Source organism: Thalassospira sp. CH_XMU1458 (genome assembly GCF_037027205.1).
GTDB lineage: Bacteria > Pseudomonadota > Alphaproteobacteria > Rhodospirillales > Thalassospiraceae > Thalassospira > Thalassospira tepidiphila.
The window spans coordinates 175,543-189,811 of record NZ_JAYMDW010000004.1 but is presented as its reverse complement, the minus strand read 5'-3'; the positions used below and the strand labels follow the sequence as shown (position 1 = coordinate 189,811).

The window sequence follows — 14,269 nt, the reverse complement described above, 5'->3', positions numbered from 1 at the left end:
CGGTATATGTCGCAAGACCGAATACCAAACCAGATACCAAATCACGTGAAGATCGGGATAAGTCATATGTTCTGCAAACCGAGCTGGCGCACCTTGTTGCTTTCGACCACCACCGTTCTTGCTGTTGGTGTGATCAGCCCCGGTGCCCGTGCCGATATTCCCGATGAAAATTATCAGCCGGTTCTGTCGCACTTGCTGGGCACAGTGATGCCGCCGAGGCTTGATGACTTCTACGCGGCGACGGAAAATCTGACCAGCGAGTTCAAGGATTTCTGTTCAGACCCGGATAAGGGCGGACTTGAAGACACCCAAACCGCCTTTCACGCGGCGATGGATATCTGGCAGGAAATCCAGCCATGGCGCATGGGGCCGCTGGTTGCCAATGGCCGTGATCAGCATATCGAATACTGGCCGGACAAACACGGCACGGCCGCACGTCAGTTCCGCAAGCTGATGTTTGATAAACCAGCCGCCTATACCGATCCCGAAAAGCTTTCCGGCGCCAGTGCAGCACTTCAAGGCTTCCCGGCACTTGAGGAAGTCCTGTTTGCCGATGATCACGGCGATCAGATGATTGAGGCCAATGAAAATGGCGTGTTCCTGTGTCAGTACGGCACGGCAATTGCCACCAACCTTGGCACGCTTTCGGGCGAATTGCAGGACGAATGGCCGGAATTCGCCACCGCGATGGAAAATGCCGGACCGGACAGCATGGATTATCCCACCGCCAAGTTTGCCGCGACCGATCTCTATCGTGCCCTGCATGAAGGGCTTTTGATCATCTCAAGCCAGAAGCTTGCCCGTCCGCTTGGCGATGGCGAGGAGGACGCCAGTGCAGGCCGTGCGGAAAGCCCGATATCGGAACGATCCCTTCGTAATATCGAACATAACCTTATTGGACTGTTTGCCATCTATGACGGCACATGGGGGGATGTTGGTGAAGAAGGCAAAGGTCTGGCCTCCCTGATTGACAACAGCCTGCTGGATCGGTCGTTCAAGCTTAACTGGCAGACTGTTGGCGACACAGTGGCAGAGCTTCCGCCATCTGTTGCCGAGGTGCTGGAACAGCCCGATGGTTATACCGTGCTGTCCGACCTTAAGGGGCAGATTGATTTCCTGACCACGCTTGTTGAAAACGATGTCGGCGGCAATACCCAGCTTGGTGGCGGCTTTAACGCGCTGGATGGTGACTAGGGCTCAGACGGCAGGAGATCAAAGATGGCATATCAACGTCGCAGCTTCCTGAAACTCATGGGTATTGGTGGGGCCTTTACGCTTTTGCCAGTGGGCCTTGCCCGTGCGGCAACCACGCCACCCCCCGAAGACCGCGCAGTTTATATCTCCGCCAGTGCTGGAGATGATGGCGACTATTATGTCAGCGCGTTTAATGCGTCGGGCAAAATCCTGTTTGAGCAGCCCCTGCCCGGCCGTGGCCATGATATCGGCCTGCGCCCCAACCATGTTGATGTCGCAGCCGTCGAACGCCGTCCGGGGCTTTATGGCCTGATCCTTGATCGCCATACGGGGGATGTCCGCGCCAAACTGCATTGCCCGGAAGACCGCCGGTTTTATGGCCATGCCATCTATTCCAATGATGGCCGATATCTTTACATCACCGAAAACGACTTCGATCATGCCCGCGGCGTTGTTTCCGTCTGGGATGCCGAAGATGGCTATCGCCGGGTGGCGGAGTTCGACAGCTTTGGCACCGGTCCGCATGAATTGCATCTGATGCCGGATGGCGAACATCTGGTGATTGCCAATGGCGGATTGCACACCCATCCCGATCAGGACGGGCGTACGCCACTTAATATCAGCTCGATGCAACCCAACCTGTCGATCATTGATTGCCGGACGGGCAAGCTTGTTCATCAGGCGGCACTCAAACATGACTGGCACAAACTTTCGATCCGCCATCTTGATGTCGCATTGAATGGCACGATCGCCGCAGGCTTCCAGTATCAGGGCGATCTGACCGATCAGGTGCCACTGGTCGGTATCTGGCAACCGGGATCAGACATCCGGCCGATTGAGGCCCCGGATACAGTTCAGTACCGCATGCGGCAATATTGCGGGTCGGTGCGATTTGATACGTCGGGCCAGGTATTTGGCATTTCCTGTCCGCGTGGCGGGCTTGTGACCTTCTGGGATGCGCAAACCAATGACTTCCTGACCCATATCGCCGCGCCAGATGGATGCGGACTTGCCGCGACGGATCGGGCCGGTGAGTTTGTTGGCACCAGTGGCCTTGGCAATGGCTGGCGGATGGATGCGATTCGTCGCAAACGGGTGGAACTGCCCGACGATTCTTTGAAATCGCAGCATTGGGACAACCATTTACGGCGCATCATTGCCTGAACAAACCCGACGATAAAACCATTCAAAACCCGCACAAACACTGCGGGTTTTTCTATTTCCAACATCTGAATATCGCGGAAATCCGAGCATAAACACCCCGCTTAACCAACTGTTTTTGTCGGGATATTTATATCAGAAAGGCATCAACCAAAAGTTTTTCGCAAATGAGAACGATTTTCACTTGCGTCGGTGTTTTTTCTTACCTATAACGGGTCTCGACACAGCCCGCGAATGAAACCCATTCGCACTTGTCCCCAAGCGGCTTGTCTCTCAGACCTATGGGTCCTCTCTCCCCATAGGCCTCTCAAGGTGGAAAAGCGGTGGTTATCGATGCGGGAAACGATAGCCGCCGCTTTCTCTTTTCGGGCAAAGTTCCGCGACAACACCAAGACGCAAAAACAAAAACACCCGGACGATTGATCCGGGTGATGTGTTTATTGACCGGTGCCCTATTGGATCAGACGGTTTTGGAAAGCTTGTCGCCCGCTGTCTGAAGCACGTTTTTATAGAGATCATAGTTCTTACGTGCGTCGTCCTTGGGGGCGACGATACACAGTGTCGCCGAACAGATACCGCTTTGATTATAAACCGGTGCGGCAAAGCAATGGGTGAAGGTATCCACAATGCTGTCGAACGAGAAAAAGCGTTCGTCATGCGCACGGCGGATTTCGGCGATATAGGCATCAATATCCATTTGACGCCCGTCGGGCAGGATAAAGTCCTCAGCCGGGATCAGATCGCGGATTTCCTGATCACTCAGGTGCCCCAGCAAAAGCCGGCCAGACGCCGTCCACGGGATGGCAGTCCGTTCCCCAACATCAGCAGAAATGCGAAACGGGCGGCTGCCTTCGCGTTGCAGGGCGACGGTGTATTTGTTGCCATCAAGCATACAAAACTGGGAAGTTTCCTTGGTGCTTGCGGTGATTTCATCAAGCACGCCGGCCGCCTGCCGAGTCAGATCGAAATAATCACGATAAGCAAGGCCTAGGAAATAAACCCGCCGACCCAGAAAGACCGAGCCATTGGCATCGGTGACTTCGAGCATGCCATGCTCAATCAGCGTGCCAATCAGATCATAAACCGTCGAGGTCGGCGCCCCCAAAGCCTGGGCAATCTCGGCAGGACGCTGAGAGGTTCTGACATCGCGCAGATGGTCCAGAATATCGAACGCACGATCAATGCCGCGCGCGCGCTTTCGTATCTGCTGTTCTGCCATAAACCCCTCGCTTAACGTCTTAGCGCAATAATTGCAGACTGTTATGCCTTACGAAAGGCGATGCAGTCGACTTCTACTTTGCAGTCGACAACCATCGAGGACTGCACGCAGGCACGTGCCGGGGGATTTTCACCGAAATATTCCTCGAACACGCCATTGAACGACCAGAAATCGCGCGCATCATCAAGCCAGACACCGATACGCATGATGTCAACAGTGCTGTAACCGGCATCTTCAACAATCTTGATCATGTTTTCGATCGCAATGCGGGACTGTTCGACAATGCCGTTGCCGACAACTTCACCGTCACGCATAGGGGTCTGACCGGACACATAAAGCCAGCCATCGGCTTCGGTGGCCTTGGCAAATGGCAATGCCTTCTGACCGTTGCCCTTACCTTCGCCAACACCGTGTCTTTTAATGCTCATAAAAATATCTCCTGGTTCTTAAAATTCAGAATTTGCAAGGAAACCCTGCAAACGTTCAGTTTTCGGCGCACCGAAAATTTGTTCGGGCGTGCCTTCTTCGTGGATACGCCCCTGATGCATGAACACGACCTTGCTTGAAACATCGCGCGCAAACCGCATCTCGTGCGTCACAAGCAACATGGTCATGCCCTCATTCGCCAGATCACGAACAACTGCCAGCACCTCGGCCACCAGTTCGGGATCAAGTGCGGAAGTCACTTCGTCAAACAGCATGATTTGCGGGTTCATCGCGATGGCGCGCGCGATAGCTACGCGCTGTTGCTGGCCACCGGAAAGCTGGCCGGGATAGTGATCGCGACGCTGGCCCATACCGACGCGCTCAAGCCATTTTTCGGCAATCGCCCGTGCTTCGTCCTTCGGCATTTTCTTGGTCTTGATTAGGCCAAGCATCACGTTGCGTACGGCCGTCATGTGCGGGAAAAGATTGAACTGCTGAAAGGCCATGCCGGTCATGGCACGTTGACGGGCAATTTCACGTTCCGACAGCCGGCGACGCTGTCCGCCGTCCTGTTTATAGCCGATAGACTGACCTGCCAGTTCAATCGAGCCCTGCTCAAAATCTTCCAGAAGGTTCACACAGCGCAGAAGCGTGGTCTTGCCCGAACCGGACGATCCGATCAGCGAAACCACATCGCCCTGCTGCATGGTCAGGTCGATGCCCTTAAGCACTTCGACCTTGCCAAAGCTTTTATGAAGGCCGGAAATAGTCAAAATTGGGGACATGATTGCCTCTTTATGGGATCGAAATGCGGCGTTCGACGGCACGACCAGCCTGCTCGATCACGAAGTTCAAAAGGAAATAGACAAAGCCCGCAAAGAGATAGAACTCAAGGCTGAGATAGGTGCGCGAGATAACCTGCTGGGTGGCAAGCAGAAGCTCCACCACGCCAATGATCGAAAGCAGCGTCGATGCCTTGACGATCTCGGTCGCGGTATTGACCCAGGTTGGCAGGATCTGGCGTAAAGCCTGGGGCAGTAGCACATAAACAAAGGTTTGCCCGAATGTCAGGCCGACCGATTTGGCGGCTTCGGTCTGGCCTTGCGGAATGGCGGACAAAGCCCCGCGGACGATTTCGCCAACATGGGATGAACAAAACAGCGTCAGTGCCAAAACACCGGCCTGAAACGCCGTCAGGTCAAGACCGACAACCGAAAGGATGTAGAAGCAGGCCAAAATCAGAACGAAGACCGGAGTTCCGCGCAGAAAGTCGATATACAGCCGGACAACAAAGCGAAGCCACTTCGCGCCATATGTCATCGCCAAACCAACGAACACACCAAGGACTGATCCCAGAATAACCGAGGCAACCGAAATCAGGATTGTGTCACCCAGTCCCGAAAGCAGGCTTAGCCGCGCGTTCCACAATTCTGTCAGGAAAAGAGAGAAATTCATCTGATACCCCTTTAGCGTGGAACTGCAAGGCGCAGTTCAAGACGGCGCAGCAGAGCCGCAATCACATAACAGGCAACCACATAGATCATTGACGCGACCATCCACGTTTCAATCACACGGAAGCTCTCGACATTGATCTTGCGCGCATAAAAGGTCAGTTCCGGCACCGCGATGGCGGCGGCAAGGGAGGTGTCCTTGAACAGCGAAATGAAGTTGTTTGAAAGTGACGGCAGGACATTTCGAAACATCACCGGAATGATGATGTTGGTCTTGATCTTGAATTCCGTCAGACCAATCGCAAGGCCGGCTTCGCGCAGTCCCTTGGGCAACGCAACCAGACCGGATCGGAATACTTCGGCCAAATAGGCCCCGGCATAGATCGACAGCGTAAAGACAAAGGACGATATTTTGTCCAACGCGATACCCAGTTGCGGAAGCGCGAAATAGCAAAACAGAATAAGAACAAGGATCGGGGTATTGCGGATCGCGGAGACATAAGCCACCGCGATCCAGCGCAAGGTTCTGTGGCGCGAAAGCATCCCGAACGCCGCCAGAAGGCCGATCCCGCATCCAATCGCAATCGAGACAATGGCCAGAAACAGACCCAGCCCAAGCCCCTCTGCGAGGAGATCCCAGTTACGCCAGATGACGTCAAAGTTGAAATCGTAATTCAAAGCGGAATTCCCGAATGCTTGCGTTGATTACTTGTACTCGACAGGGAAGCCGATTTTCGGCGTTTCGAGCTCTTCACCAAACCAGGTTTTGAAGCTTTCAGCATAGAACGGGAATTCAACACCGGTCATGCCTTCATGCAGGACGGTATTGACGAAGTTCAACCAACGCTGATCGCCCGGTTTTACACCGCACGAATAGCTTTGCGGGTTCCAGGCATAGCCAGCATCCGTGTAACGATCCGGGTTCTGAACCATGAACCAACGAAGTGCAGACTGATCGGTTGCGGCGGCTTCGGCACGACCGGAATTAAGCGCCTGATACATCAGATCAACGCTGTCATACTGATCAACTTCCGCTTCTGGCAGGGCCGCGTGTACCATTTCTTCGGCATAGACGTTCTGCAGAACTGCGACGGTGACATCATCACCACCTTCTTTCAGCGCGTCATAATCGGCGTAGTCACCATTGGCCATCAGCAACAGACCAACACCTTCGCGATAGTAGGGAATGGTGAATTCGATCTGCTGGGCACGTTCAGCCGTGACCGTCATGAACTGGCAGGCCATATCGACCTTGTCGGTGACGAGGTTCGGAATACGAGCGTCGCCCGACTGCTGGACATACTCGATCTTGTCCGGGTCGCCAAACAGGGCCTTGGCCACAAGGCGGCCCATATCAACGTCAAAACCTTTGAGCTTGTTGTCTGAATCAACAAAGTGCCACGGCGGGTTGGTCGACCCGGTCCCAAGGACCAGATAGCCGCGATCAAGGACCTGCTGAAGTTTGCTTGTTTCCTGGGCGGATGCAGTGCCGAGTGCCGAAGCCGCCGTCGCGGTCATGACAGTTGCGACCGCCAGAGTTTTAAGAAATGCCATTTTTGTCTCCACTTTCAAATGAGCCACACATTCCTGGATCGTTTTTTGCTTTTCCGTTATAGCGGAATTAATACCGTTATTTCGGATTTACCCTAGCAGCGGCGTTCAAGATATGTCAATTTCGTTTTGCAAAAAGCTGAGAGCGCCAACCTCAAACCAATCAGGAACCAGCATGTTTGATACCCCTTGCCTTGTGATTGACCTCCCCGTCGTTGACGAAAACATTGCGCGTTTCCAAAACCTTGCCGATGCGGCGGGCCTTAAAACACGCCCGCATATCAAGACGCACAAACTGCCGTTTTTTGCCAAACGACAGATTGAGGCCGGGGCGATCGGCATCACCTGCCAGAAGACTGGTGAGGCCGAGGTTATGGTTGAGGGCGGACTCCGCGATATATTGCTGACCTACAACGTCATCGGTGATGCCAAACTTGATCGTCTGGCGGCACTGGCGCGCAAATGCACCCTGTCGGTCACCTGTGACAATCTGACCGTTGCCAAGGGGCTATCGGCGCGCTTTGCGGATGAAGAAACCGAGTTGACCGTTCTTGTGGAATGCGACACCGGTGCAGGACGGTGTGGTGTGCAAAGCCCGACTGATGCTGCCGAATTGGCATCAAGGATCAATGAGTTGCCCGGACTTCGATTTGGCGGGCTGATGACCTATCCGCCAATGGATCATGCAGAAAACGTCGACAAATGGTTGAGTGATGCCAAACAACGTCTCGAGGACGCCGGGCTACCTTGCCCGGTTGTTTCGACCGGTGGCACGCCAAATCTGGACGCCCTGCCCGCATTTGATCACGCAACTGAACACCGCGCCGGGACCTATATTTACAATGACCGTTCCCTGATTGCGCGCGGTGCATGTGGCGTTGAAAACTGTGCTGCGGTTGTTAAGACCACCGTGGTTTCCCGCCCGACGAAAACCCGTGCCATCATCGATGCAGGATCAAAGGCGCTGAGTTCCGACCTGCTGGGCCTTGAGGGCTTTGGCATGGTCCGCGAGGCACCGGATGCATCAATTGTTGGCCTGTCCGAAGAACACGGCATCATTGAGCTTGGTGACAGCGATTGGGACCCGGCAGTTGGTGACGTGATTTCGATTATCCCCAATCACATCTGCGTCGTGACCAATCTGTTTCCGACCGTCTGGATCAAGGATCAGAACGGCGAAATGATGGAAATGCCGGTCGCCGCACGCGGGATGCTGCGTTAATCCGCATCAGGGAGTTTTTTTTGATGTCTGTTGATGTCATTTGCATTGGCGAAGCCATGGGCGAGATTTCGTTCGACCCGGCAGGAAACGCCAGCGTCAAGGTTGGCGGTGATACGTTTAATACTGCGGTCTATCTTGGTCGCCTTGGGATCAAATGCGCCTTTGCCTCTGCCGTCGGCGAAGACCCGTTTGGTGAGCAGATCCGGTCCGTGCTGAAAGACAACCGGGTCAGTGATGCGTTCCTGATCAGCACGGATCAGGCAAATACCGGACTTTATTCCATCACCAACCGGGCGGACGGCGAACGATTTTTCCACTACTGGCGCAATCAGTCAGCCGCACGCCAAACCATGTCACTTGCTGACCAGGCATACCTGCAGGCGCTTGAAGATGCGCCGTGGCTGTATCTTTCAGGGATTAGCCTGCATGTGCTGGAAGACGACACCACGTGTCTGTTTCAGACCCTTCAGTCCCACAAAGACAAGGGTGGCAAGATCGCCTTTGATGGCAATTTCCGCCCCAAGCTTTGGTCTGGAAAGGAAGAACAGGCGCGCGAGACATACGCCCGCATCACCGCCCTTGCCGATGTCATGATGCCGACATTCGATGACGAACAGCTTCTTTGGGGTGATGAAACGGCGCAAGACACCGTGAACCGGATTGCCAAGCTGAGCCCTGCCCTGATTGTCGTCAAACAGGGGCAGCAAGGTTGCCTGCTTTATGAAGGTGGGGAAACTCACCATGTCCCGATCCCGGAACCGGTCACCCCGATTGACACGACGGCCGCCGGTGACAGCTTTAACGCGGGCTTCATGGCAGGCTTGCTCAAGGAACAGGACGGCGTGACAGCAACGCTTACCGGACACAAGCTTGCCAGCAAGGTCATCACCCATCGCGGAGCAATCATTCCAGCCGAGATGATGGCAGACCTTTAAGCAGCGAAACAAACCACTATCACAACACAAAGCCCGGCATCATGCCGGGCTTTGTTCATTATGGCCGATGTTCACCGTGTTCTATGCCTTGCGCAAGGCAATCAACAATCTTAGCGAGTTGATCGTCACCAGAACCGTCGCCCCGGTGTCGGCCAGAACAGCAAGCCAAAGACCGGTTAGACCGGTGATGGACGTAACCAGAAAGACCGCCTTAAGCCCCAATGCAATCGTGATGTTTTCACGGATCACCCGGCGTGCCGCACGCGACAGCTTCACCAGATTAACCACATCACCCAGCCGGTCCTTGACCGCCACCGCATCGGCGGCCTCAAGGGCGATATCCGTACCCCCGCCAATCGCGATACCAACATCGGCGGATTTCAGTGCCGGGGCATCGTTGATGCCATCCCCGACCATCGCCACCGGACCGGACCGTTTCGGATCAGCACGCAGTTCTGACAAGGCATTCAGTTTGTCTTCGGGCATCAGTTCGGCGCGATATTCCATGCCAAGCTCTGCGGCCATGCGCTTGGCAACCCGATCCGCATCGCCTGTTAACATCACAGGCGTGATGTTAAGCCTGTTAAGTTCGCCAAGTGCGTTCATCGCGTCACTGCGTGCAACGTCGCGCAAGGCCAGGGCACCGATTACCTGCCCGTCTTTCAGGATCACGACGGCAGTACTGCCTTCATCTTCTTGCGCGGTCAGCCAATCGCCAATTACGCCATCCGGCACGCCGTTCAGACGTTTGGCAGCCCCCACCTGATACAGTGCCCCGTCAATGCGTCCTTCGACACCGGCACCGGCAATGGTTCTGGCCTGTTCAACCACAGGCAGATCAAGATTGCGGTTTTCGGCGGCCGTGACGACAGCACGCGCAAGCGGGTGCGATGTGACGGCCTCAAGGGCTGCGGCAATCGTCAGAACACCATTCTCGCCATAGCCATCGGCTGTTTTGATTGCGCTTAGTTTCGGCTTGCCTTCGGTCAGCGTACCGGTTTTGTCAAATGCCATGGTGCGCACAGCCCCGATCAGCTCCAGCGCAGCCCCACCCTTGACCAGAAGACCGATCCTGGTCGCGCGTGCCAGGGCCGAGGTGACCGCCGCCGGTGTCGAGATCACCAGCGCACAAGGGCAGCCAATCAGAAGCAGGGCCAGACCGCGATAAATCCACTCTTCCCATGCCTGCCCGAACACCACCGGCGGGATCACGACCGTGGCGAGTGCGAGACCCATGATGATCGGGGTATAGATGCGGGCAAACTTGGCAACAAAGCGTTCGACAGGCGCCTTGTGCTTTTCGCTTTGCTCGACCAGCTCAATCACGCGGTCCAGCATGGTTTGGCCCGACGCACGGGTCACGCGAATGCGGACCGGACTGTCGGTGACAATCGCACCGGCAAAAACATCTGTGCCGGCGTCGCTATAGACCGGGACCGATTCACCCGTCAGGTGGCTGTTGTCGATCTCGGCCACACCACTTTCAATCACGCCATCAGATGGCACCCGTTCGCCCGGGCGGACTTCGATGATGTCGTCAATAACCAGATCACGCGGGGTCACGGTCTCAAAACCGGCATCTACAACACGCCGCGCCTGCTCCGGGGTAAGCTTCATCAAGGCCTGTACGCCGCTTCTGGCCCGTCCGGCCGCCACACCCTCAAGCCGCTCGCCAATGGCAAACAGCAAGACCACCATCCCGGCCTCAAGGCTTTCACCAATCGCCACTGCACCGATCACGGCAACCGACATCAGAAGCTCGATCGAAAACACCGCCCCGCTTTGCGCCAACCGCGCCGCCTTTTTCATCACAGGCAGCGCTGCCAACAGGGACGCCACCGACATGGCGTAAGGTGACGTCACCGGGAAAGTCGTACCAATCAGCCCGCCGAGTGCAAGGCAAATGGCGGCAAAGGCAATTTCGTCATTTTCCGACGACCATGGCGCGAAACGACGCAGAAGGCTCTGTTTAGATGCATTTTGCGCGTCATCTGCGGAATTCGATACCCCATCATTGGCGGTACTCGAGCCGCAACTGTTGCCAGCACAGCAAGACGATCCGCTTGCCTTTGCAGCCCCCGGGGCGTTCTTTTCCTGCGCCGGATATCCGAGCTTATTTAGGGTTTTGGTGATGTCTGAACGGGTTTCATCGTGGGCAGCATCAATGCCAAGCGTCACGGTTTCGCGCATCATCGATACATCGATGCATGAAACCCCCTCAAACTTGCCAAGGGCGGTTTCGATCTTGGCAACACATGACCCACAATCCATGCCAGTGACATGCCATTGGTAATGAACAATGTCCGTTTCATGGTTCTTGAGGATTTCCTGAAAGATGGAGGCATCATCTCCTTCGAGTGGCATCGGGGTAGAAATGCCTTGACCGTCATCGGAAAAACTTTGATGTGGTATTGCCTTAGCAAGAGCATTGACTAACGCTTCCCGGCATTGAGCACAGGAACCTACCGTCGGCATATCCGCCCATTTCGCGATGAAAGACATCCACAATCCCAAACAATCAAATTTCTATTCATATGTTAAGGTAAACGTATTTTGCAGGGTTGTCTCTGTCAAGAACATTCAAACAGGAATTTGAATGTTCTTGTTTCCAAACATCATATATTGAGGTCGTCAGGCATAGTCGTGGCGTGCCATCCATGCCTTCAGGTCTTCGGATATTGCGGCCTGTATATCACGATCACTCTCAGAGCGCCCGATATGCGCGGCATCACTCTTGACAAGCTGCGAATTGAATTCATTGGAAACATTGAGAAATTCGGCAAGCGTTTCCAGAGTTTTTTCTGGTTGCTCCACCAAATCCTCCATCCGCACCGTCAAGGTCAAATGCTCAGGCAAAGCCTCCATCAGCTTTTCAGCTGCCAGCAAGTTGGAACAGATATACTGCTCAGCTAATTTGACATCATTTGGGAACCAGACTTGCTTTACATAGGAGCTGATCGTATCGGCCGGTGACCGGATCATGTTGACAAACCGCATTTCCGGGAACAGTTCGGCAAGGAAATCTACCGCCAGAGAGTTCGATGGCGTATCATCGACCCAGCGCAGTTGCGATATAGTGCCGTAAAGATCGCACAGGAAGCCCCGTGCAATATCCAACAATTCTGCTCGCTCAAACTGCTTCGTCACAAAAAACGGTTTCAGTAGTCCATCTGTATCAACAATCCCGTTCTGATCGATATGCACAGCCAGTTTTTTGACGAGCTCGTTCACGCACTTGTCATAGTTGTTAATCCCAAAGCCCTGCGCTATCGCATGGACGGACCCACTTGCCTGAGGATTTTGTCGTTGCACATACTCAAACGCCTGATGAAATGATGCACCATGCTCGTTCATACGGTTTTGCACCTGCTGGTTTAACGCTACGTCGCGAAAAGCCAGATTACGAAGCTTTTGGGCCCGCGCGTAAAAATGCAGGATTGCGAAATGACGCCTCATCAAATCGGGTATGCCGGACAGGTCACGTATAAGATCGCGCAATCCCGCACGTTCGACAATGAGCTTGTTCTCGTGGACAGGCAGATTAAATGCGGGATGCGACCCGACTAAATCCCCCATGAGCGAGGTACCACTTCTACCGCTACCACCAACGAAAACAGGCAACGTCAATTGACTTTGGCTCATAATTTTCCTGCATGCTTGTTTTGAGGTGGCGCGAGACAAGAGTCATAGCATCCTCAATCATGTGTGACATGGGCAAAGGTATCGCGTACTACCCGCGAAATATGATCATCATCAATCTGATAAAGGATATGTCGCCCTCTACGCTCGGACGCGAGAATACGTTGGTCGCGCAAATGTCGCAAATGATGACTGCAAAGCGATTGCGACATATTCGTTGCCGCAGCCAACTCCGAAACAGTCTGGGGCTTTTCCATGCAGCGCAGGACAAGCTGAAGCCGCCCGGCATCCCCCAATAGGGAAAAGATTTTCGCTGCCGCCTCGACATCAGGCAAAGCCAAATCCGCGCCAACGGCCCGCGATGCGTCGCGTGTGACGGCCTCGCCCTGTTCCGTGCTCAGACCAAGTCGGGCAGCTGCATCACATTCCTGGCAATCATCAGGATCAGTTGCGGGAACGGGCGTGCGGGGTTTGGTTTTGCTTTCTGACATGGGGACTATTTTCCACGCCTGCCCGCACAAGGCAAGCGACACATAAAAATTCGCCTAAATCGCCGTCGCTCTCGGCAGGCCAGAAACAAACCGGATTGACTCATTTCGATAAATTATTCATGTTTTACATGAATTTTATAACTTGATTCGGAATTCCCCTATTCAGGAGCCCCACAGATGTCCTCCACCCAACACACTGATACGCTTAAGAATGTGCGCACCATCAGCACCCTTCTTTACTGGGCCTGCGCGATTGCCATCATTTTTCAGATCCTGGTCGTGCCACTGGTCTGGTACGCGCCAGGCTGGGTTGAAGCCAGCACAAGTCAAATGACCGTCAGCCTTGCCGATCTGCACGCGCTCTCGGGTTGGCAGAAATACGTCACCATGGCGGTGATGATGATCCCGTCACTTGTTTTGGCCTATGGCCTGTATCGCTTGCGCAAGATGTTTGGTGCCTTCGCTCATAACGCCATTTTCCAGACGGGCCCGATCCGCCACCTCAAGGCATTTGGTATTGCCCTTCTGGCGCAAACCCTGATCAAACCGCTAACCGGTGCTGCCACCTCGGTCCTTGCGACTTTCCACCGTCCGGCCGGTGAACGGGTTCTGTCGATCGGGTTGAGCAATGCCGAGGCCAGCACGCTGTTTCTCGGCGGGCTGATCATTGTCATTGCCTGGGTGCTTGGCGAAGCCGCCCGCATTCATGACGAAAATCGGAGTTTCGTCTGATGACCATTATCGTTCGGCTGGACGTCATGCTGGCCACCCGCAAGATGAAGTCCAAAGACCTCGCCGCCCGGATCGGGATTAGCGAACAAAACCTCTCGCTTTTGAAGTCCGGCAAAGTGCGAGGCGTGCGGTTTGAAACGCTATCGGCCATTTGCAAGGAGCTTGATTGTCAACCCGGCGACCTTTTGGAATTTCAACCCGATTAGTGACCGGCCAATGCAAGCGAGCAGAGCACGAGAACCATGGCA

15 protein-coding genes are annotated in these 14,269 nt (G+C 54.5%); 6 read left to right on the top strand and 9 right to left on the bottom strand.

Going from position 1 to position 14,269, the window contains the following annotated elements; translation table 11 throughout:
- Window positions 1–66 precede the first annotated feature (66 nt).
- Both WBY09_RS19535 and WBY09_RS19530 read left to right on the top strand, forming a co-directional pair.
- On the top strand, window positions 67–1,194 hold the full coding sequence (locus tag WBY09_RS19535) for an imelysin family protein (RefSeq protein ID WP_336233653.1): 1,128 nt from the start codon (window positions 67–69) through the stop codon (window positions 1,192–1,194).
- A 24-nt stretch (window positions 1,195–1,218) separates the two neighbouring features.
- A complete protein-coding gene (locus tag WBY09_RS19530) occupies window positions 1,219–2,358 on the top strand; it encodes a DUF1513 domain-containing protein (protein ID WP_336233652.1) in 1,140 nt (379 codons plus the stop codon).
- A gap of 457 nt (window positions 2,359–2,815) precedes the next feature.
- On the opposite strand, the gene WBY09_RS19525 is transcribed toward WBY09_RS19530, so the two are convergent.
- Genes WBY09_RS19525 through WBY09_RS19500 form a run of 6 tightly spaced genes read right to left on the bottom strand, consistent with a single transcriptional unit; the run spans window position 2,816 to window position 7,005 of the window.
- Window positions 2,816–3,574 carry an IclR family transcriptional regulator gene (locus WBY09_RS19525; RefSeq protein WP_286790893.1) on the bottom strand — a complete coding sequence of 253 codons (759 nt, stop codon included), beginning with the start codon at window positions 3,572–3,574 and terminating at the stop codon, window positions 2,816–2,818.
- 41 nt (window positions 3,575–3,615) lie between these two features.
- Complete coding sequence (locus WBY09_RS19520; protein WP_286790892.1) at window positions 3,616–4,002, bottom strand: RidA family protein; 387 nt, start codon at window positions 4,000–4,002, stop codon at window positions 3,616–3,618.
- Between the two features lie 18 nt (window positions 4,003–4,020).
- Entirely contained in the window at window positions 4,021–4,785 is a 765-nt protein-coding gene (locus tag WBY09_RS19515; protein WP_286790891.1) for an amino acid ABC transporter ATP-binding protein, read from the bottom strand.
- Window positions 4,786–4,795: 10 nt separating this feature from the next.
- Entirely contained in the window at window positions 4,796–5,455 is a 660-nt protein-coding gene (locus WBY09_RS19510) for an amino acid ABC transporter permease (protein WP_064782281.1), read from the bottom strand.
- Between the two features lie 11 nt (window positions 5,456–5,466).
- Entirely contained in the window at window positions 5,467–6,129 is a 663-nt protein-coding gene (locus WBY09_RS19505; protein ID WP_064782282.1) for an amino acid ABC transporter permease, read from the bottom strand.
- 27 nt (window positions 6,130–6,156) lie between these two features.
- Window positions 6,157–7,005 (bottom strand): transporter substrate-binding domain-containing protein, encoded by an 849-nt coding sequence (locus tag WBY09_RS19500; RefSeq protein WP_064782283.1) that lies wholly within the window; start codon window positions 7,003–7,005, stop codon window positions 6,157–6,159.
- A 172-nt stretch (window positions 7,006–7,177) separates the two neighbouring features.
- Here WBY09_RS19500 and WBY09_RS19495 point away from each other — a divergent pair, with 172 nt between their 5' ends.
- Window positions 7,178–8,224, top strand: a complete 1,047-nt coding sequence (locus WBY09_RS19495) for a D-TA family PLP-dependent enzyme (protein ID WP_197145371.1) — start codon at window positions 7,178–7,180, stop codon at window positions 8,222–8,224.
- 23 nt (window positions 8,225–8,247) lie between these two features.
- Window positions 8,248–9,159, top strand: coding sequence for a sugar kinase (locus WBY09_RS19490; RefSeq protein WP_197145372.1), 912 nt, complete (start codon window positions 8,248–8,250; stop codon window positions 9,157–9,159).
- Window positions 9,160–9,240: 81 nt separating this feature from the next.
- Here the strand turns inward: WBY09_RS19490 and WBY09_RS19485 are convergent, their stop codons facing one another.
- From WBY09_RS19485 to WBY09_RS19475, 3 genes are all read right to left on the bottom strand, one after another.
- Complete coding sequence (locus WBY09_RS19485) at window positions 9,241–11,523, bottom strand: heavy metal translocating P-type ATPase (protein ID WP_252723944.1); 2,283 nt, start codon at window positions 11,521–11,523, stop codon at window positions 9,241–9,243.
- Between the two features lie 267 nt (window positions 11,524–11,790).
- On the bottom strand, window positions 11,791–12,840 hold the full coding sequence (locus WBY09_RS19480) for a sulfotransferase family protein (RefSeq protein WP_157097799.1): 1,050 nt from the start codon (window positions 12,838–12,840) through the stop codon (window positions 11,791–11,793).
- Window positions 12,841–12,854: 14 nt separating this feature from the next.
- Window positions 12,855–13,289 (bottom strand): ArsR/SmtB family transcription factor, encoded by a 435-nt coding sequence (locus WBY09_RS19475; protein ID WP_064782288.1) that lies wholly within the window; start codon window positions 13,287–13,289, stop codon window positions 12,855–12,857.
- 177 nt (window positions 13,290–13,466) lie between these two features.
- On the opposite strand from WBY09_RS19475, the gene WBY09_RS19470 reads away from it, so the two are divergent.
- Complete coding sequence (locus tag WBY09_RS19470; protein ID WP_197145374.1) at window positions 13,467–14,021, top strand: DUF2975 domain-containing protein; 555 nt, start codon at window positions 13,467–13,469, stop codon at window positions 14,019–14,021.
- Window positions 14,021–14,227, top strand: a complete 207-nt coding sequence (locus WBY09_RS19465; RefSeq protein ID WP_197145375.1) for a helix-turn-helix domain-containing protein — start codon at window positions 14,021–14,023, stop codon at window positions 14,225–14,227. Before WBY09_RS19470 ends, WBY09_RS19465 begins: the two co-directional genes overlap by 1 nt.
- Window positions 14,228–14,269: the final 42 nt, after the last annotated feature.